This window comes from Pontibacter ummariensis, from assembly GCF_900188175.1.
GTDB classification, from domain to species: Bacteria; Bacteroidota; Bacteroidia; order Cytophagales; family Hymenobacteraceae; genus Pontibacter; species Pontibacter ummariensis.
This window is the reverse complement of the sequence record NZ_FZOQ01000003.1, coordinates 1-19,709: the sequence shown is the minus strand read 5'-3', so window position 1 is coordinate 19,709 and position 19,709 is coordinate 1. Positions and strand designations below refer to the sequence as shown.

The window sequence follows — 19,709 nt, the reverse complement described above, 5'->3', positions numbered from 1 at the left end:
ACTGCAACAACAGAAGAGCCTTTAAAAACAACAGATCTTAATAGAATAAAGTTGAATGCTTAAAGCAAAAGCCCCGATAGGTTTAATCTGTCGGGGCTCTTGCTTTAGCAGGTTTATCTAAGGTAGATTCTACACATAAACTCAGTTTACAATTGAGCAGGTAGCTTCATCTACTCCATGAAACTGCTGAACATGCCGCCTTCCTTGTTTGCGTTTTCTCCGCGTGGCATCAATGCCTCAATCAGCTTCTTCACGGGCATAGACTGCAGCCATACCTTGCCTGTGCCACGGAGCGTAGCCAGGAACAAGCCCTCGCCGCCAAAAACCATCGACTTGAGTCCTCCTGCGCGCTGTACACTAAAGTCTATGCCTTCCTCAAAGGCTACCACACAGCCTGTATCCACGCGTAGCGTCTCATTATCCAGTTGCTTTTCTACAATGGTACCGCCGGCGTGCACGAAGGCAAGGCCATCGCCCTGCATGCGCTGTAAGATAAAGCCCTCGCCGCTAAAAAAGCCAGAACCCAGCCGCTGATTGAAATGGATGCTTAGTTTAGTGCCCAGGGCTGCAGCCAGGAAAGCATCTTTTTGGGTAATCAGGCTGTTGTTGCGGGTGGTGCTAAGATCGATGGGGAGGATGGTGCCAGGGTAGGGGGCGGAGAAGGCGACCCGGCTTTTGCCCTGCCCACGGTGCGTAAAGTGCGTCATGAACAGAGACTCTCCGGTCAGCATACGCGTACCCGCCGATACCAGCTTACCCAGGAACCCTTGAGTAGGGTTAGAGCCATCACCCATTTTAGTCTGAAAGTCAATGCCTTCCTCCATGTACACCATGGCCCCGGCTTCTGCAATTACCGTCTCGTTTGGATCCAGTTCTATCTCCAGCACTTGGATGTCGTTGCCAAAGATCTTGTAGTCTACTTCGTGTGAGTTCTTCATAGTTTTGCTGATATGGTTTGTGACAGTAGAAAGATAGCCAAAATTTAAGAAAAAGGCAGAAGGGGCAGCTAGTTGTGCCTTAGCTGCCCCTTCTGCCTTTTATCTCTTATGCAAGCTCTTGCAGGATATTAGTCCTCATCGTCTTCCTCGTCATCTTCCTCTCCTTTTCTGCGGCGGCGTGCCTTGGGTAGGTTCTCGTCCTCTTCCTCGTCGGAGGTGCCGCTGGTGTTGCGAACGAAGTCCTCGTCTGTTTCTTCCGGTTCTTCGTTCTCCTCCACGTGGTAGGCCTCTTCTTCCTCGCGCTTGGCCCGCTCAGCAGCATCGCGCTTCATCAGTTTCTTATCCTCCACGTTGCTGTTCAGGAACTCGTTTATCTTATCGATGCTATAGTTCGAGATGATCTCCCCATGCTCGTTCACCTTTATCTCAAAGCCCTCCAGGTCTTTGTGTACCCGTGACTTCTTTTTAGCGTTTTTACCTTCTTTCTTATTCTTGGCCATGATCTTTCAACGTTAAATTCTCTCTTTGTATAAGCGTTGTGGCTACAATTTGTTGCAAGGCCAAACAGTTAGGCAACAAAAAAGGCCAGCCGGAGAGGCTAGCCTTTTGCGCTTTTTATTGGTGTTTTAGCCTATGCTGATGCATAAGCGCTTAACTTTTCTATAGCTGTTTCGATGCGCTGAATGGTTTCCTCGCGGCCAATCACCTCGATAATCTGCATCAGGTCAGGACCAGCCTCCGCACCGGTAACGGCTAGCCGAAGAGCCTGTAGTACCTGACCGATCTTCATGCCGCGGCGCTCCAGGATACTCATTAACAAATCTTTTACGGCATCGGCATTAAAGTTCTCCAGTGATGGTAACTCATTTTTAAAGTCCTCGAACACAGCCACGGCCTGGCTGTTCCACTTCTTGGAGGCTACCTTCTCGTTGTATTCCGTAGGGGCCACAAAGAAGTACTTCGCCTCCTGCCAGAAATCCTGCGGGAAGCTTACGCGCTCTTTCATGAGCCCGGCAATCTTCTCGGCTTTGTCTACTGTCGTGGTGATGTTATGCTCCGCCAGTGCCTTGATCAGGTAACCTGCTAACTCGTTGTCCGGTTTGGCGCGCAGGTACTGCTCGTTAAACCAGCGGGCCTTCTGTATGTCGAAGCGGGTACCGGATTTACCGATGCGCTCCACAGAAAACTCCTGTATCAATTCGTCCATGGAGAACAGTTCCTGCTGCGTGCCAGGATTCCAGCCCAGGAAAGCCAGGAAGTTGGTGAATGCTTCCGGTAAGTAGCCGCTCTCACGGTAGCCAGAGGATACCTCGCCTGTATTAGGGTCAGTCCAGCGAAGCGGGAATACCGGGAAGCCTAACTTATCGCCGTCGCGCTTGCTCAGTTTGCCGTTTCCGTCTGGTTTCAGGAGTAGTGGCAGGTGGGCAAACTCCGGCATCGTATCTTCCCAGCCCAGGTAACGATACAGCAGCACGTGCAGCGGCGCAGATGGAAGCCACTCTTCGCCGCGGATAACGTGCGTGATCTTCATCAGGTGATCGTCCACAATGTTCGCCAAGTGATAGGTTGGCATTCCGTCTGACTTCATCAGTACTTTATCATCGATGGCAGAAGAGTGCACCATTACCCAGCCACGGATCAGGTCTTTCAGGCGTACTTCCTCCTTACGGGGCACCTTCAGGCGAATAACATAAGGCTCCCTGGACTCCAGGCGACGCTTTACCTCATCCTCAGGAAGGGTAAGGGAGTTCTTCATGGTGGCACGGGTGATGGCATTGTACTGCGGTGTGGCTACCTTGGCTGCCTTCAATCGCTCACGCATGGCCTCCAGTTCCTCCGCTGTATCAAAAGCATAGTAGGCATGACCTGCCTCTACCAACTGCAATGCGTACTGCATGTACATAGGCTTGCGCTCCGACTGGCGATAGGGGGCGTAGGGGCCTCCATTCCAGGGGCTTTCGTCTAACTCAATGCCACACCACTCCAGCGACTCGCGGATATAGTCCTCGGCACCAGGTACAAAGCGCGTCTGGTCGGTGTCTTCGATGCGGAGGATCATCTTTCCCCCGGTTTTCCTGGCCAGCAGGAAGTTATAAAGGGCAGTGCGGACACCACCAATATGGAGAGGCCCGGTTGGGCTTGGGGCAAAGCGTACTCTAACTTCTCTTTCCATGTATAAAGTCTGATTCAGATCTGTCAAATTCGGCACAAAGGTACGAAATAAAGTTTGTATCGGTAAGACCTACCTCCTTTAAGCCCGGAAGGCTTAAAACAAGCAAAGGCGCTGTTGGTTAGCTTATTATAAACATAATCAGATATTTCCGTATCTGCTAAATAGAATGAAAGCTGCTCGCAATGGTACGAAAGCGACTATGGATAGCCTGGTGCTTATTAAAAGAGACTACTCTTGAGTTTATTGATAACAACTCCTTTCAGAAGGGAGCAGCCCTGGCGTACTATACCATTTTCTCGCTACCCCCCATGCTGATTATCATCATCAGCGCTGCTGGCTACTTCTTCGGAAAGCAGGCTGTGTCTGGGGAGATTTATTACCGCATCAAGGAGCTAATCGGGACGGAAGGGGCCTATGCTGTGCAGAAGATGGTGGAGAATGTGAACGAGTTCAGCGACCTGAGCTGGGCGGCCCTGGTGGGTGCCATTGCCCTGTTTGTGGCAGCCACGGGCGTTTTTATCTCACTGCAGAATTCTTTGAACGATATCTGGTACGTAAAGCCGGTGCCCAAGCGGGGCTATCTGAAGCTGCTGCTGGACAGAATCCTCTCCTTCGGGATGATCCTGGCAGTAGCCATCGTACTTCTCCTCTCCTTGCTCGCCAACACGCTTTTAGTAGCCATAGGAGACTTCCTGACGGCGCGCTTTTCCGGTTGGGTAATTTATGTATTGCATGCCGCTAACTTCCTGTCGGCCTTTCTACTCATGTCCTTTCTGTTTGCCTGCATTTACAAGTTCTTACCCGATGCGAAGATACGATGGCGGGACGTGAGTATTGGCGCCTTCGTGACCTCACTGCTGTTTGTGCTGTTCCGGGGGCTGATTGGCTTCTATCTTGGCAAAAACGATGTTGGCTCGGTCTATGGGGCTGCCGGCTCTGTGGTGGTAATTCTGACCTGGGTGTTCTTTACTTCCCAGATCATCTTCTTTGGGGCTGTTTTTACCTTTGTGTACTCCCGCAAATACGGCTACAATATTTACCCTTCGGACTATGCCGTGCGCGTAATACGGCAGGAGGTAGAGGTAGGCAACTCGGCAGTGAACGCAGAACCCGGCAAGCACGAGCGCGAAGTGTATGGTAATATAGAAGGGGAAGAGGTAAAAGAGGGCGATGAGGGGGAAGCAACAAAAGGAGCAAACATCTAAACCTAGTAAGGGATCTTTTACCCTGCCCATACCTGCTAAAGGGGGATAAAGAGAGACAAAGGAACAAAGACAGAAAATAAGGGCTGCCTTTGTTCCTTCATCATGTAAAGGTTATTTGGCAGCGATACAAGAAATCTCTACGTTTACGTCTTTTGGGAGACGGCTAACCTCTACCGTTTCGCGGGCAGGTGGATTACTGTTAAAATAGCTGCCGTATGTTTCGTTTATGCGACCGAAGTTATTGAGGTCTTTCACGAAGATGGTGCACTTCAGAACATTCCCAAAGTCCATTCCCGCCTCTTGCAGAATTGCCTGCAGGTTCTTCATCACCTGATGCGTTTCGTTCTCGATACTGTCATTTACCAGGTCTCCGCTTTGGGGATCAAATGCTATCTGACCAGAAACATACAACACGCCGTTAGCCATGGTGGCCTGGCTGTAAGGGCCGATAGGGGCAGGGGCATTCGGGGAATTAATAATGGTATGTGCCATAGTGAATAAGTTGGATTAGTGTTTACATTCAAAGGTACAGAAACCGAGGCTGGCTTGTTCTGTCAGGGGCAAATGACTTTTCATCAAAACGACATGGAAGCATCCGTATCTTCCCTTAGGTGCTAAATCCTAAGCAAAAAAGGGAACCTAACAAGGCTCCCTTTCTATCAGTTTCTAAGTAATTCTTTATTCTACTGTCACAGACTTCGCCAGGTTACGTGGCTGGTCTACGTTACAGCCGCGCATTACAGCAATGTGGTAAGACAGTAACTGCAGCGGGATAACCGACAGCAGTGGCACCAGGTGCTCGCTTGTCTCTGGTATCTCGATCACATGATCAGCCATGGCAGGAATTGTTGTGTCTCCTTCCGTAACAACCGCGATTACTTTACCCTTACGGGCACGCACCTCCTGTACATTCGATACGATTTTCTCATAAGAGCTGTCTTTGGTCGCGATCACCACTACCGGCATTTGCTCATCGATCAGGGCAATCGGGCCGTGCTTCATCTCTGCCGCAGGATAGCCCTCAGCGTGTATATAAGAAATCTCCTTCAGTTTAAGGGCGCCCTCCAAGGCAACCGGGAAGTTGTAGCCGCGACCCAGGTAAAGGAAATTTGTTGCGTCTTTATAGACTTCAGAAATGCCTATAATCTGTTCATTCAGTTGTAGCGCCTTTTCTACTTTGCTCGGGATGCTTTCCATCTCTGCAATCAACTGGCGTAGCTTCGTGGTTTCCAAGGTGCCGCGCTTTTTGCCAATGATCATGGCAATTAGCGTAAGTACGGTTACTTGCGCTGTGAAAGCCTTTGTGCTGGCTACCCCGATTTCAGGGCCAGCATGTGTATAAGCACCTGCGTCAGTAGCACGGGCAATAGAAGAGCCCACTACATTACAGACACCAAAAATAGTTGCGCCTTTCGATTTCGCTAACTCAAGAGCAGCCAGTGTGTCTGCTGTTTCACCAGATTGTGAAATGGCAATCACAATGTCTTTCTCTGTAATAATTGGGTTACGGTAGCGGAATTCTGACGCATACTCTACCTCCACCGGGATACGGGCTAAATCCTCGAACAGGTACTCTGCTACCAGACCAGCATGCCAGGAAGTGCCACAGGCCACGATGATGATACGGTCAGCGTTCTGGAACTTGTTCTCAAACTCCCGTACGCCAGCCATCATTAAATGGTCATTCTCGGCAATCATGCGTCCGCGCATGCTGTCCAGGATAGACTTAGGCTGCTCAAAGATCTCTTTTAGCATGAAGTGCTCATAGCCGCCCTTCTCTATAGACTCCAGCGCCATCTCCAGTGTTTGCACGTACGGGGTCTTTTTCACGTCCTCTTTGGTGCGAATATCTAACTGCCCGTCATGGATAACCGCCAGTTCGTAATCGTTCAGGTACACTACTTCGTTGGTATACTCTATAATCGGCGTAGCATCCGAAGCAAGGAAGAATTCTCCTTTGCCGATGCCAACCACTAGCGGGCTGCCTTTACGGGCTGCGATCAATTGGTTGGGTGTGTCTTTAGAGAGTACGACAATAGCATAAGCGCCTACTACTTCGTGCATCGCCAAACGAACTGCCTCTGGCAATGAGCAGTTATTGTTAACCCGGATGTCTTCGATCAGGTTAATGAATACCTCCGAATCCGTCTCTGACTGAAAGGTGTGTCCTTTCTGGATGAGCAGTTGCTTTAAGGAAGCGTAGTTCTCAATAATACCATTGTGGATAATGGCAATGTTTCTGGACGTAGAGTAATGTGGGTGTGCATTAACATCGTTCGGCTCCCCATGCGTGGCCCAACGGGTATGTCCTATGCCAATGTTGCCATGCGTATCTACATCAGCAAGGGCAGCTTCCAAGTCTGCTACCTTTCCTTTTTTCTTATATACGTTCAAAGAACCATTCATCAAAGCTATACCTGCGCTGTCGTACCCCCTGTACTCAAGCCTTTTCAGGCCTTTAATAATAACCGGGCAAGCTTCTCTGTGCCCTACATATGCAACAATTCCACACATAATTTCTTTATAGTAAAATAAGTAAGTACCGCAAAGGTACTTGTTTATAGATTATAATATATATAGGTGATAATTAACGACTCAGTCCATCTTTCTGATGGTACGGAGTTAAGGTGAATTTATTTACACTTCCCAATGTGAATTTATTCGGGTAAAGTATCTTTAACAGCAAAAGCTGCCGCTCAAACCAGTTATCCTGGTTGTGAACGGCAGCTTTTGCAACTAGCATGAAATGCTTTCTATCCTAAAACAGTAGTTTGGCCACTAGTACTTTGAACAGAAACTTGTTCTACTAAGCTACTGCTGATGACCCGCAGAGTTCGTTGTACAAGTTGTAGTAATTATCTACCAAGGCGTCATCAGCGCCTACTGTGCTAATGCTCTTTGTTTTCATGTAATCATTAAACAAAGCGTTTATGCTGTCGCCGAAATTCTCGTTCGTCTTAATAACAGCATCAGCATACTCCATGCCACATTTAATGAAGCCATCGCAGTCGGCAGACTCCAGGTGTTTCAGCATCTCGTCCTCAATGTCCAGCATTTTCACTTTCTCTAGCAGGTCCTTGCTGAATTTATGTGTATAGTTATGGTTATACACCGTGAACATGGACTTAGCGTCTTTAAAGATCGGGTCCTTCTTGTAAGTCGTCTTCAGATACATTGGAATTAGGCCTGTCATCCAGTCGTTGCAATGTACAATGTCCGGAGCCCAGCCCAGTTTCTTCACGGTTTCAATCACTCCTTTACAGAAGAAGATAGCGCGCTCGTCGTTATCCTGGTGAAATTTGTTGTTCTTGTCGACGAAAACAGACTTTCTGTGGAAATAGTCTTCGTTGTCAATAAAATATACCTGTAACTTGGCGTTCGGGATGGAAGCCACTTTTATCACAAGAGGTTTCTCATCGTCGCCAACGGCGATGTTGATGCCCGAAAGGCGTACCACCTCATGCAAACGGTTTTTGCGCTCATTGATCAGGCCGAACCTGGGAACAAAAATCCGGATCTCCATTCCTCGCTCTTGCATCCCTTGTGGCAGGGTTTGCAAAAACTCTGCTACTTTTGTGGTTTGCAAGAAAGGATTGATCTCGGTGGCGGCGTATAAGATTCGCAATTTTGACATGGGTATGTAGTTAAAATTTAATAAGCAACAGTAATGGGACGTGCAAAATTAGTAATTTTTATTCTAATTTTCAATTTTATGCGCTATAACTTACTTTTGCCGGCTTTTGCATCATCAAAACACTAAAACAACCGACATGGAAGTTATAAAGCAGGTTCATGTTATTCGGGAAACAGTGCAATCGCTGCGCTGTAGCGGCAAGCGTATCGGCTTTGTGCCTACCATGGGGGCACTGCACGAGGGGCACCTGCAACTGCTGCGTGCCTCAGCCTCCGAAAACGATATCACGATCTGCAGCATTTTCGTTAATCCCACACAGTTCAATAATCCCGACGATTACAAGCTTTACCCCCGCACTTTAGAGCAGGATATCCAGTTGTTAGAAATAGCCGGCTGTAATTACCTGTTTTCTCCGGACGCAGAGGAAGTATATCCACAACAGCCACTGCTGCATTTTAGTTTCGGAGCGCTGGAGGAGGTGATGGAAGGGGAGCACCGCCCGGGCCATTTCAACGGAGTAGCCACGATCGTAAGCAAGCTCTTTCATTTCGTGCAACCGCATCGCGCCTACTTCGGGCAAAAGGACCTGCAGCAGGTCGCCATTGTGCGGCAGTTGGTAAAGGGCCTGAGCTTTGACCTGGAACTGGTGTGCTACCCAACTGTCCGGGAGGCGGATGGCTTGGCGATGTCCTCCCGAAACAAGCGCTTGGATACTACGCAGCGCGGAGTAGCTACTTCCCTGTATAAGGCAATGCAGCTCGCCAAAGAGCAGCTGGGGCAGGAACAAGTTGCCGACATAAAAGCTAACGTAGCCGCTTACCTGCAAGGCATAGACCAGGTAAAGTTAGAGTATTTCGAAATCGCCAACCCTGACAGTCTGCAGCCGCTGACTAAACTGGAGGGGGAACAGGAAGTAGCCTTGTGTATAGCAGCCTTTGTGGGGCCTGTGCGCCTGATTGATAACATGCTGGTGAATTTAAACGAAGCGTAGATTGTTTGCCCTGTAACAGCCCCTCAGGAGGCTTGGGCTTTGGTAGTTAATATGCTGCCAATTATCTAAATTGCGCCCTATTACAAAAGTATATCATGTATATTGAGGTTTTAAAATCCAAGATTCACCGTTGTAAAGTAACACAGGCCGAATTACACTATGTGGGTAGCATTACCATAGATGAGGACCTGATGGATGCGGCTAATATCGTAGAAAACGAGAAGGTACAGATTGTTAACATCAACAACGGAGAACGCTTCGAAACTTATGTGATCAAGGGCGAGCGTGGTACGGGGACTGTTTGCTTGAATGGACCGGCCGCCCGAAAAGTGCAGGTAGGCGATGTGGTGATCGTAATCTCTTACTGCAGCATTAAGTTCGAAGATGCCAAGAGCCATACCCCTACGCTTGTTTTCCCTGACCAGCACAACCGCTTGGTGTAGCCTTTGCTTCATGAGTAAACTGCTCTCATTTCTGAAGTATGTCCTGCTGCTGGGGGTGTCCGTCTTTCTGATGTGGTACGCGCTGAAGGAGCTGGACTTTCAGAAAATGTGGGCGGAGTTTCTTAGCGCCGATTATGGATGGGTGTTGGTCTCAGTGTTGATGGGGGCTTCGGCATATGGGAGCCGGGCCATACGTTGGCGGATGCAGATAAAGCCAACGGGTTACCACCCGACCCTTACGAATACCTATAACGCCATGATGGTAGGCTACCTGGCTAACCTGGTGCTGCCCCGCATGGGCGAGGTAGTGCGCTGCAGCATGCTCCGCCGCACAGACGGCTTACCGGTAAACACGGGCTTCGGTACTGTCATTGCGGAGCGCATGGTGGACATGCTGATGCTTGGGGTGGTTACCTCGCTTGCTTTCCTTGTTGAGTTCGACCGTATCCGGGGCTTCTTTCTCGATTTGTTTTCGGAAAGGTATGCAGGTCTCGAGCAAAGCTTTACTTCTTTCTACTGGCTGTTCTGGATACTGCTGGGCTCTGGTATTGTCATACTGGCAGTGTTTCTGCGCTATCTGAGCCTGTTACGACAGAATAGCTATTTCCAAAAAGTAGTTTTGTTTGTGAAAGGGACGCTGCGGGGTATTTTCAGTATCACAAAGCTAGACAACCAAGTGGCGTTTTGGGGGCATACAGGCTTCGTGTGGCTGATGTACTATGGCTCCTCGCTTGTTGTCTTTTACGCCCTGCCCGCTACCGCCGGGCTCTCCTGGGGGGCTGCGCTCTCTGTATTAGTGGTAGGAACCCTGGGGATGGCGGCCCCGGTACAGGGAGGCATAGGCGTTTATCACTTGTTGGTGCAGGCTACCCTGTTGCTGTATGGCGTGCCTAAAGAAGGCGGCATGGCCTATGCCCTGCTGGCGCATACCTCACAAACACTTTTGGTTGTTCTGATGGGAGTGATTAGTTTTATGGTAAGCATGCTGAAGCGTCGCCCTGTGGGGGCACGGCCTGCCGAAATGAACCCGAAAGCCCACCATGAGATCAACAGATAAGATTTATACCCTTCCAGCCTTACAGGAGCAGCTGCAAAGCTGGCGCAGCCAGGGCTGTAAAATCGTTTTCACCAATGGCTGCTTTGATATCCTGCACCTTGGTCATGTAGACTACCTTGAAAAAGCCAGCCAACTGGGTGATAAGCTTGTTTTAGGCTTGAATACAGACGCTTCTGTCAGCCGTATAAAAGGGCCAAGCAGACCCCTTCAGGACGAAACGTCACGCGCGCGCGTTGTGGCATCTCTTTTGTATATAGATGCAGTAGTGCTCTTCGATGATAATACGCCGCTCGAACTGATTAAAGCTGTGCAACCAGATGTCCTGGTAAAAGGCGATGATTATACCCTCGAGCAGATTATCGGGCACGAGGTGGTGACGGCCCGGGGCGGAGAGGTGAAAACAGTACCACTCGTTACCGGTTATTCTACCACCAATATCGTAAAGAAAATAGAGAAGCAAGTAAAGACAACACAAGTAAAGTAAAGCTATGTTAGGTATATATTTTATTGGTATAGTTTTCATGCTTATAAGCGCCGGGGTTAGTTGGCGTTTAAAGAGCAAGTTTAAAGAGTACTCCCAAACTCCGATCAGTTCCGGGCTAAGTGGCCGGGAGATTGCTGAAATGATGCTGCACGACAATGGCATTACGGATGTGCGCGTGATGTCGGTGGCAGGTCGTTTAACAGACCACTACAACCCGGCTGACAAGACGGTTAACCTGAGTGAGTACGTGTACGAGGCGAGAAGCGCTGCCGCGGCGGCCGTAGCGGCACACGAATGCGGCCATGCTGTGCAGCACGCGAAGGCCTATAGCTTCCTGAAGTTCCGCTCCGCCATGGTACCGGCGCTGAGCATTGCCTCCCGTTACATGCAGTGGATTATCCTGATCGGTATCCTGATGATACAAACTACACCCGTGCCGCTTGCCATCGGTGTGGCGCTATTCGGCCTGACAACCATCTTCAGCTTTGTAACGCTGCCAGTGGAGTTTGATGCCAGTAAGCGCGCGTTGGCCTGGATCAGTGATCGTGGCGTAGTTACGCCGCAGGAGCATGGCATGGCGAAAGACGCCTTAAAGTGGGCAGCCCTTACCTATGTGGTTGCAGCGCTGGGCTCTTTGGCTACCCTGTTGTATTATGTATCTATTTTAATGGGCCGTCGCGACTAGTAAGTTCTTAATCTGCCTGATTATGTTAGTGCCGTCTGTACTTCATGTGCAGGCGGCACTTTTTTTGTGGTACAAAAACTAATACAAATAAAATAAGTACAAGAAGTGGGCCCTGTACAATAATAATTAGAATATAGGGTTTAATAAATGCAACTGAATTGATAGTTTTGTGCCATTAAAAGCTTTTTTTAACTCCGCTTTAGATAAAAAATATGAATTTTCAATTGACAGAAGAACATTTGGCAGTACAGGCTGCCGCCCGTGATTTTGCACAGACAGAACTACTCCCTGGCGTTATAGAGCGTGACGAGCACCAGAAGTTTCCGGCTGAGCAGGTGAAGAAAATGGGCGAGCTTGGCTTCCTGGGCATGATGGTGGACCCGAAGTACGGTGGAGGCGGTATGGACACTATTTCTTATGTTTTGGCCATGGAGGAGATCTCCAAAGTGGATGCCTCTGCCTCTGTGGTGATGTCTGTAAATAATTCCCTGGTATGCTGGGGGCTGGAGAAGTACGGTACAGAAGAGCAAAAGCAAAAGTATCTGACAAAGCTGGCAACGGGTGAGGTTATCGGGGCTTTCTGCCTGTCGGAGCCGGAGGCAGGGTCTGATGCTACCTCCCAGCGCACTACCGCCGAGGATAAGGGAGACTATTACCTGCTGAATGGTACGAAGAACTGGATCACGAATGGCAGCACGGCCTCTGTGTATCTGGTTATTGCACAAACGCACCCAGAGAAAGGGCACCGCGGAATCAATGCGTTGATCGTGGAGCGCGGCATGGAAGGCTTCGCGATAGGCCCTAAAGAGAACAAGTTAGGGATACGTGGGTCCGATACGCACTCTTTAATGTTTACTGATGTTAAAGTACCAAAGGAGAACCGTATTGGCGAAGACGGGTTCGGCTTTAAGTTTGCCATGTCTACTTTGGCAGGTGGCCGTATCGGTATCGCTTCGCAGGCTTTAGGCATTGCCTCTGGCGCTTTTGAGTTGGCCCTGAAGTATTCTAAGGAGCGTAAGGCTTTTGGCGTGGAGATTGCAAAACATCAGGCCATACAGTTTAAGCTGGCGGACATGGGGACAAACATTGAGGCTGCCCGTTTGCTTTGTTTGCAAGCCGCCTACGATAAAGACACGCACCAGGATTATGCAATGTCGGGGGCCATGGCGAAGCTGTTTGCATCAAAAGTAGCTATGGATACCACGGTAGAGGCTGTTCAGATTCATGGGGGATATGGTTTCGTGAAAGAGTACCATGTAGAGCGCTTGATGCGGGATGCAAAAATCACACAAATCTATGAAGGGACTTCAGAGATACAGAAAATAGTAATTTCGAGAGAACTACTGAAGTAAAATGAGGTGCAAAACCTTGCTTGCGTGACGTTTGGGCTATAGATAGGGTTTATTGAATTAAAATTTATTTTCAAAATTTATTTTGAATTTTATAAAGATTAATCTTAGCTTTAGGCCAAATTTAAAGGGTTTATAGTATAAAAGTTAGTTGGTAACACACATGGAAGATTACAATAAGATTATTGAATCGCTTGGGGTGCGGTTCATTAAGGCTAAAAATCTAGTGTTGCAGCAGCCATTTACTGTTCGCAACTACTACGATGTTGGCAACAATTTGATCCTGCTACATAAGGGCAGCATCTTTTTCGGTGATGAGGAGCAAATGGTAGAAGAGGGGGAACTTCTATTCATTCCGGGTGGCCGAAGCACGAAGGTTACGTATGGTCCTGCTGGTGAGGGTAAGTCCATCACCAATGATGACCTGATCACAAACAGAGAAAAGTTCTTTAGAAGCAACAACGACCTTGACCTGATTGGTGACGCGGATGAGAGCCACAGCTATGTGAGTTTTGAGGCGAAAGTATTCGACTCCGTTAACTTCTTCGCTTCGCTGGACTTGCCGGCGTTCCTTATCTCCAACAATAACAAGTTGGCCAACCTTGTGATCAAGGTGGTAGAGGAGAGCATGCAGGACCTGCCAGGCAAAGAGCGCCTGATCGGCCTCTACACAGAGCAGATCGTGGTGGAGATTGTGCGTCATATCCTGAAGAACAGAATGTTTGTGGAGCAGTTGGCGACAAACAGTACTTACTTCAAAGATCCTCGCCTCATCGACCTGTTCAACTACATTAAGGAGAACCTGGGTGGCGACCTATCGAACAAGGTGCTTTCTAATGTGGCGAACGTGTCTGAGGACTATGTAGGCCAGTACTTCAAAATGCTGACAGGCATTAACCCGCAGGACTACATCGAGTACCAGCGTATGGAGCGCGCCGTGTTCCTGCTGCGTACTACAAAGAGAAGCATCCGTGAGATCGGCAAAGACGTGGGCTATAAAGACACAGCTTACTTCTGCCGCCGCTTTAAGATGATGTTCGGTATACCGGCCGGCAAGATGCGTCGTCGCGAATCAGCGATGAACATCTAAGGCTACATTATACGAAGCAACAAGATTAGAAACCTCGGCCAAAAAGCCGGGGTTTTTTTCTATATGGTTCCCAACCACGAGCACATCTGCGCCCGCATCCAAGGCTGCTTTTGCCTTTTCGGTTGTGTTGATGCCTCCTCCAACAATCACGGGCACCTCCACGGCCTCGCGCACGGCAGCGATCATTTCCGCAGAAACAGGTTTCATGGCGCCGCTTCCACCGTCCAGGTAAATGTATTGCAGGCCCAGGAGTTCTCCCGCCATGGCGGTACAGGCAGCGATTGCAGGCTTATCGAAAGGGACAGGCGCAGTGCCGCTCATGTAAGACGCTGTTGTCTGCCGTCCGGTGTCCACGAGCATGTAGCCTGTCGGGTACACCTGCAGTTGGCTGGCTTTCAGCATGGGGGCTGCAATCACATGCTGGCCGATCAGGAAGTCAGCGTTACGACCAGAGATAAGCGAGAGTAGCAGGATGCCGTCAGCCTGCTTGTCGATGTGCAGGCTGTTGCTTGGGAAAAGGATAACGGGGACTGTGCTGTGTTCCTTTAGAAGCCGTATGAGGCCGGCTTGGTGGTCTGTGGTGACAAGGCTGCCCCCGACAAAGAAAAAATCAACAGGATGAGATTCGGTAAGTGTTAAAAGATTCAGGCAGGAGGCCTCTGTAAGGTTATCTGGATCTAACAGAACTGCAAAGTGCTTCCTGCCTGAAGTGGTTTTTTGTTGGCAAAGGTCTTTAAACGGCATCCTCTTTTGGAATGATATACTCGGTTGTCTCTATCTCAGTAACCTCTATTGGCTTAGCTGCAATATCGTCATTTTCAGAGACACCACTTAAGTAATCCTCCAGCTTTTTTGTAGCGTAGACCATGGCCAGCGCTACTACTTGCTGGGTCAGTGCCTTAGCCACATCCGACTCGAAAAAGCTCTTTTTTGCCTCCTGCCTAGGAGGGGCTGTCTGAACCGGGTGTGGGTATACTGCCCGCACAGACGTAGGCAGGGAACCCTCCCGCTGTGCACCCAGGTGTGGGGTAACCGCTACCAAAGGGGCTTGTACTGGAATGGTTTCACTTGCTTTCCGGTGCTTGCTTTTGCTGTGCTTCTCCTTTTTGGCTTCTTTTTTCTCTTTCTTTTTATCGCTGCTGCTAAACAGGCACTTCAGCAGGTAGCCGGCCAGCAGCACTCCTCCCGCAATGGCGGCTTTCTTGCCCATTTCCTGTCCCTGGGCCTTAATCTGGTCCACATCACCCATCAGGGCGTTTTTGTACTCTTCTTTCTGCCGCTCTAAGAACTCCCGCTCATTGTCAAATAAAGGATTGGATAACTCGCTCATACGTGTGGCTCTCTTTTGTCAGACTTATAAATAGTATTGTCAAATGTTTTATCAGCTAGGCCCTGGAACGCTTTCTTGTCCAGACCTATCAGCAGGACTACCAGCAGCAGTACATAGAACAGGGCAACGATGCCGAACCCCCAGAAGGTGCTATCCAACAGTTCGTTTAACAGGAGGCCCAGGAAAATGTTAACAAAAATAAGACTCATAAAGCCGGCAAATGCTAACAGGGCTACGTGCATCAAGCCTACAAAGGAGGCCTTCAGCTTTTCCTGTATTTCTAAACGTATGATATCTATGCGGGTATCAATGTACCCCATCAGGTTCTCGATAAGACTGGTGTTCCGCTCCTGCGTACCGTTATCTTGTATAGCCATAGTTTCTTTCAGCTTTTTAAGTGCTTTTTCTGTATACGGAGGTATATTTAAAAATTTACGAAAAGTAAAACTAAGGGTAAGTGTGTAGTACGGAATTTGCTACATATTGTCCGGATTTTGCTAAATTTAAGATTGTTTTTTTCTGAATTTCATCTGTTTGGAGCATAACTTATATAATGTTTTAGGTATCAGCCCCACCGCCACGGCAAAAGAGGTGAAAGCCGCTTATAAGCAGCTCGCGCTAAAGTATCACCCGGATAGGAACCCGGGTGACAAGCATGCAGAGGAGCTGTTTAAGCTGGTGAATACGGCTTACCAAACGCTGTCTAACCCGGATAAGCGCGCGCGCTACGATTTGCGCCTGCAGTATCAGCGGGAGTTGCAGCGCCCCGTGAACCAGTACCGGCCGCAGCACCACGAGACGCGTTACTACCAGACCCGCCCCCCGGCGAGTGTTTCCGAACGCTATTACCGCAACATAAAGCGGAACAACAGGCGCTTCTCCCGCAAGGACTGGTACATTACCGTTAGTTTTGTAGCCGGCCTGTTGCTTTTCAGCTTTCTGTTAAAGACGGTGATGGATCATATTACCGGGGAGGACAAGTATAGGACTGCCTTAACCTATATTGAAGGGGGTAAGTACAGTAGCGCGCACAGGCTTTTGTCTGATGCAATCCATTTTATGCCGGAGAATGGGGCTGCTTACGAAGCGCGTGGAATGATAGAGTTGGACGTGTATGAGAACTACAACTCTGCCCTGAGCGACCTGAACAAGGCAATCGCGCTGCAGGAGCGGCCGTCGGCGCAGGCGTTTTACATGCGCGGGCGCAGTCTGCAGCAGTTGGCCCAATACCAGCAGGCGGAAGCGGACCTGACGCAGGCGCTACAGCTAAACAAAAAGCTGTGGCGGGCGCACCTGGCCAGGGGAGAGGTGCGGCTGTTCTATCTAAAGGAGTATGAGGATGCTATTGCTGATTTTACCTCTTTTCTGGCGAACTGTGGCGATGCTTGCCAAAATGAGGTGGACGCGCTGACCTATCGCGGCTTTGGTTATTACAAACAGGGAGACTATGCCCGGTCGGAGCAGGACTACCGGAAGGCGTTGGCGGCCGACAAGGAAAACGGACGTTTGTATTACCTGTTAGGGCGCACAGAAATAGAGCAGCAACAACCGGATTCTGCCTGCGCACATTTTAATGATGCCTACCAGTTGGGATATAGTGCCGCCTTACTGGAGCTACGGGCAAACTGCCAGGATTAAAAAAGCTGTTGTAGCTTTTCCTGTATCTTCGGGCTGCTCCAGTCCTGCTCTCCCAGGTAGATAGCCTCTATTTCCCCTGCTTTAGAAAGAAGGTATGATGTGGGGTAAACCGTAAGCGACTGGCTGGTAAGGGGCGCGTTCGCCTTCAGAAAGTCTATGCTGTAACCACGCCCTTCCCTGAATTTCTCCAGCTTGTCCTTGTCTTCGTCTGATATTGTAAGCACAGCCAGTTTGTCAGAGTGCTGCTGCTGTAGTGCGTCCAGAGAGGGCATCTCCTTAATACAGGGCTTGCACCAAGTGGCCCACACGTTCACCAACAACACTTTGTCTTCATAATCTGCCAGCGATACCGGCTTGCCTTCCAGGTCCGACAGCCGCAGGGCCTGCCAGTCTACGCTTTGGGGCACCAGCTTGTGGAACTGGAAGATGGCAAAGGATGCGATCAGGGAAGCTACTACGAATCCAACGGCATAGGCCGTCCAAAATATTCTTCTTCTGCTCATGGTTGTTTTACAGCGCTAGCTTTTGGAAAAAGAAAAAGTAAATAAGGGTGAGCAGCAATACTGTGCCAATGCCCGCTGCCATGCCTGCAAATATTGCGCTCCATTGTGTTGTCCTTCTCATGCCTCAAGGTTTGGTCTAAAACTAAAGTATTAAACTTTGCTTAAAAGTTCACGGGCAGGAGAGGATTTAGAACCTTGCCGGTGAAATAAAGTATAGAGGGCCTGTTGAAGGAGAAAGCAGAGGAAACAAAAAAACCTCTCCGGTTAAGGAGAGGTTTTCGTGGTGATGAGTGGAATCGAACCACCGACACAAGGATTTTCAGTCCTTTGCTCTACCAACTGAGCTACATCACCAGCTCTTGTTGTGTCCCCTTGTTCCGCAAGGGTATGCAAAAGTAGCAAGGAACTTTTAAGGTGCAAACATTCTTTTCTTACGGGGTGAGACAACAACCACTGTTGCATATATTTTCAGAACCGCGTATCTACAACCCCACCGAGCTCAGCAAGAGAGTATTTGTTTATGTCTACCTAGAGGGGAAGCGCCACCGTTTCCACAACGGATTCCTTTTGAGAATTATCTGTAACCCCAACCATTGTAAGACCATTCCCTATAGGAAAAGAGCTGAAGCGATTGGCTCGGGAACTGTATACGCCCTACAACGCGGGTGGGCCCCGAACCAGAGCGTGACTAAGCCTAATGACACAGGCGTACTTTCTTAACTGATAGAAGTTGCCCGTACAATACCCGCGTCCTTCAGTTAGACTTACCGGAGAGACATACAGAACGTATGTAAAGAGTTCTCCTGTTTCCTCAAGGACAGTGGATATGCCAAGCCTGCTGTGAGAAAGGTTGAACCGAAGCATATTGAGGTCTTCCTGCAGCGTTTCGAGAGTTGAGGGCTTTTCTACATGAACAAACGGCGAACGCCCTCTGTAGTCTTTCTCTGGCTCCAGAAAACAAGACTCCTTAATGCTAACCCTGTTACCATAACGTCGAAGCGTAAGAGCAAAGCTGTGCTGCACCAGACAGCAACTCCTCCATTAAGAAAGACAGCTAGCCCCTGTCCCCGTAGCACTTGCGCTGTAGGCCCTCGAACAGGTAATTTAGCACCTGGCGGTTGTTGTCAGCCACGTTGGCCGGAGTGAGGAGGGGGCGGACCAGCTGCCCGTGCTCGTTTACCACCGGGTGCCGCTTAAGGCCGAAGAACCAGCCAGTGGAGCCTTTTCCCCTTGAGGCTACCCCCTCGAAGATCCCGTAGGAGCTGATGCGGAGGTTGTGGCAGACGGGCAGCTTCTTGGGGTCGATGTGGTAGTGGCCGGTCTTCTCCGAGAGGCTACACCGGCACTGGGCCAAAAGGAAAGCGTGAAAGCAGGCCTGGCGGGCAAGCTCCAGGAATTGGGTGTAAGAGCAGGCCCTAGGGAAGAAGCTTCTCATCTCCCCTAGAACCAGGCGCTCATAGTAGTACTCAAAGCACTTAAAGCCAGACAGGTGGTAAAGGGTGAGGACAGTCAGGACCTGACTCTCGGAAAGAGAGGGCCTCCTTCCCGAAGCGTGCTTCTGGATCAGTCCTGTAGGAAGGGGGTGCGACGAGAAGTAAGCTTTGACTTACTTGCAGAGGTCGTCGATGTAACTCTGGCACTTCAACCACTTTTCGAGTACCTATGATAAAGTGCATAAGGATAGGGGATTAGGTGAAGCATGAAATAATAGTTCTACCTGATCCTTAGCCTTATTGTTTTAGTAAAAGCCTGATTAATTCCCGAGCTCACGTTATTATAGGAACTTCCGCCGGTCCTCTGGCTGTTACCCTCTAGCGCCCGCTCAGGAAGATAGGGGCCGGGGGGCGGTAAAAAAGAATCTCCCACTGCCTGAGCCACTTAGCCTTTTGCTAGCGCTGATCTTCCCTTGGGCCTTGCCTCTAGGGAAACTTTGCCTACCTTTGCGCTCCCTTCGGCAGGACAGGGGCAGCGATAACAGGGGCCGTAGCGAGCATTAGCAGGCAAAGGGAAAAGAGGAAAAACTCTCCCCTGGTGCTTGCAAAACGAAAAACTCTTCTTACCTTTGCAGCCCGCTTCACAAGGAAGGGGAGGCCTGGTACACTTCTTGGGCAAAGAAAGAGCCGGTCGAAAAAAAATAAAAGAAAAAGCTTGGTGGTTTAGAGAGAAACACCGAACTTTGCAGCCCGCAA

General features: G+C 49.4%; 19 protein-coding genes, 1 tRNA gene and 1 pseudogene. 9 read left to right on the top strand and 12 right to left on the bottom strand.

Translation table 11 applies throughout. The annotated features are described in order from the left end of the window. Positions 1–170: 170 nt before the first annotated feature. The 3 genes from CHB92_RS04120 to gltX form a co-directional block, all read right to left on the bottom strand. Entirely contained in the window at positions 171–938 is a 768-nt protein-coding gene (locus CHB92_RS04120) for a TIGR00266 family protein (protein ID WP_089317918.1), read from the bottom strand. A 128-nt stretch (positions 939–1,066) separates the two neighbouring features. After that, positions 1,067–1,438, bottom strand: coding sequence for a hypothetical protein (locus CHB92_RS04115; RefSeq protein ID WP_089317917.1), 372 nt, complete (start codon positions 1,436–1,438; stop codon positions 1,067–1,069). 131 nt (positions 1,439–1,569) lie between these two features. Continuing rightward, positions 1,570–3,111 carry a glutamate--tRNA ligase gene (gltX, locus tag CHB92_RS04110; protein ID WP_089317916.1) on the bottom strand — a complete coding sequence of 514 codons (1,542 nt, stop codon included), beginning with the start codon at positions 3,109–3,111 and terminating at the stop codon, positions 1,570–1,572. A gap of 182 nt (positions 3,112–3,293) precedes the next feature. Between gltX and CHB92_RS04105 the strand changes: the two genes are divergently transcribed. After that, positions 3,294–4,316: a YihY/virulence factor BrkB family protein gene (locus tag CHB92_RS04105; protein ID WP_089317915.1), complete on the top strand. Its 1,023-nt coding sequence runs from the start codon at positions 3,294–3,296 to the stop codon at positions 4,314–4,316. 111 nt (positions 4,317–4,427) lie between these two features. Here the strand turns inward: CHB92_RS04105 and CHB92_RS04100 are convergent, their stop codons facing one another. From CHB92_RS04100 to CHB92_RS04090, 3 genes are all read right to left on the bottom strand, one after another. Further along, positions 4,428–4,808 carry a RidA family protein gene (locus tag CHB92_RS04100; RefSeq protein WP_089317914.1) on the bottom strand — a complete coding sequence of 127 codons (381 nt, stop codon included), beginning with the start codon at positions 4,806–4,808 and terminating at the stop codon, positions 4,428–4,430. A gap of 186 nt (positions 4,809–4,994) precedes the next feature. Next, entirely contained in the window at positions 4,995–6,830 is a 1,836-nt protein-coding gene (glmS, locus tag CHB92_RS04095; protein ID WP_089317913.1) for a glutamine--fructose-6-phosphate transaminase (isomerizing), read from the bottom strand. A gap of 292 nt (positions 6,831–7,122) precedes the next feature. Further along, complete coding sequence (locus CHB92_RS04090) at positions 7,123–7,950, bottom strand: glycogen/starch synthase (protein WP_089317912.1); 828 nt, start codon at positions 7,948–7,950, stop codon at positions 7,123–7,125. Between the two features lie 136 nt (positions 7,951–8,086). Here CHB92_RS04090 and panC point away from each other — a divergent pair, with 136 nt between their 5' ends. From panC to CHB92_RS04055, 7 genes are all read left to right on the top strand, one after another. Continuing rightward, the gene (gene panC / locus CHB92_RS04085; RefSeq protein ID WP_089317911.1) at positions 8,087–8,941 is read left to right on the top strand and encodes a pantoate--beta-alanine ligase; all 855 of its coding nucleotides are present in this window, start codon (positions 8,087–8,089) and stop codon (positions 8,939–8,941) included. Between the two features lie 95 nt (positions 8,942–9,036). Continuing rightward, positions 9,037–9,384: an aspartate 1-decarboxylase gene (gene panD / locus CHB92_RS04080; protein ID WP_089317910.1), complete on the top strand. Its 348-nt coding sequence runs from the start codon at positions 9,037–9,039 to the stop codon at positions 9,382–9,384. Positions 9,385–9,394: 10 nt separating this feature from the next. Then, the gene (locus tag CHB92_RS04075) at positions 9,395–10,441 is read left to right on the top strand and encodes a lysylphosphatidylglycerol synthase transmembrane domain-containing protein (RefSeq protein WP_089317909.1); all 1,047 of its coding nucleotides are present in this window, start codon (positions 9,395–9,397) and stop codon (positions 10,439–10,441) included. Then, the gene (gene rfaE2, locus CHB92_RS04070; RefSeq protein WP_089317908.1) at positions 10,425–10,925 is read left to right on the top strand and encodes a D-glycero-beta-D-manno-heptose 1-phosphate adenylyltransferase; all 501 of its coding nucleotides are present in this window, start codon (positions 10,425–10,427) and stop codon (positions 10,923–10,925) included. Before CHB92_RS04075 ends, rfaE2 begins: the two co-directional genes overlap by 17 nt. Positions 10,926–10,929: 4 nt before the next feature. After that, positions 10,930–11,610, top strand: coding sequence for a zinc metallopeptidase (locus CHB92_RS04065; protein ID WP_089317907.1), 681 nt, complete (start codon positions 10,930–10,932; stop codon positions 11,608–11,610). A gap of 212 nt (positions 11,611–11,822) precedes the next feature. Further along, positions 11,823–12,962: an acyl-CoA dehydrogenase gene (locus CHB92_RS04060; protein ID WP_089317906.1), complete on the top strand. Its 1,140-nt coding sequence runs from the start codon at positions 11,823–11,825 to the stop codon at positions 12,960–12,962. Positions 12,963–13,122: 160 nt separating this feature from the next. Further along, complete coding sequence (locus CHB92_RS04055; RefSeq protein ID WP_089317905.1) at positions 13,123–14,049, top strand: AraC family transcriptional regulator; 927 nt, start codon at positions 13,123–13,125, stop codon at positions 14,047–14,049. Here CHB92_RS04055 and CHB92_RS04050 read toward each other — a convergent pair. Genes CHB92_RS04050 through CHB92_RS04040 form a run of 3 tightly spaced genes read right to left on the bottom strand, consistent with a single transcriptional unit; the run spans position 14,032 to position 15,756 of the window. After that, the gene (locus CHB92_RS04050; protein ID WP_089317904.1) at positions 14,032–14,793 is read right to left on the bottom strand and encodes a geranylgeranylglyceryl/heptaprenylglyceryl phosphate synthase; all 762 of its coding nucleotides are present in this window, start codon (positions 14,791–14,793) and stop codon (positions 14,032–14,034) included. The genes CHB92_RS04055 and CHB92_RS04050 overlap by 18 nt on opposite strands. Then, positions 14,783–15,379 (bottom strand): hypothetical protein, encoded by a 597-nt coding sequence (locus CHB92_RS04045; protein WP_089317903.1) that lies wholly within the window; start codon positions 15,377–15,379, stop codon positions 14,783–14,785. Before CHB92_RS04045 ends, CHB92_RS04050 begins: the two co-directional genes overlap by 11 nt. Then, entirely contained in the window at positions 15,376–15,756 is a 381-nt protein-coding gene (locus CHB92_RS04040) for a phage holin family protein (RefSeq protein WP_089317902.1), read from the bottom strand. The genes CHB92_RS04045 and CHB92_RS04040 overlap by 4 nt, the downstream gene beginning before the upstream one ends. 157 nt (positions 15,757–15,913) lie before the next feature. On the opposite strand from CHB92_RS04040, the gene CHB92_RS04035 reads away from it, so the two are divergent. After that, positions 15,914–17,017: a tetratricopeptide repeat protein gene (locus tag CHB92_RS04035; protein WP_089317901.1), complete on the top strand. Its 1,104-nt coding sequence runs from the start codon at positions 15,914–15,916 to the stop codon at positions 17,015–17,017. Here CHB92_RS04035 and CHB92_RS04030 read toward each other — a convergent pair. The 3 genes and pseudogenes from CHB92_RS04030 to CHB92_RS26555 all read right to left on the bottom strand — a co-directional run. Next, the gene (locus CHB92_RS04030) at positions 17,014–17,520 is read right to left on the bottom strand and encodes a TlpA family protein disulfide reductase (RefSeq protein ID WP_089317900.1); all 507 of its coding nucleotides are present in this window, start codon (positions 17,518–17,520) and stop codon (positions 17,014–17,016) included. The two genes, CHB92_RS04035 and CHB92_RS04030, sit on opposite strands and share 4 nt — an antisense overlap. A gap of 281 nt (positions 17,521–17,801) precedes the next feature. Beyond that, positions 17,802–17,874, bottom strand: a tRNA-Phe gene (locus CHB92_RS04025). A gap of 703 nt (positions 17,875–18,577) precedes the next feature. After that, a pseudogene (locus CHB92_RS26555) lies at positions 18,578–19,196 on the bottom strand (transposase); the annotation flags it as partial. Between the last annotated feature and the right edge of the window lie 513 nt (positions 19,197–19,709).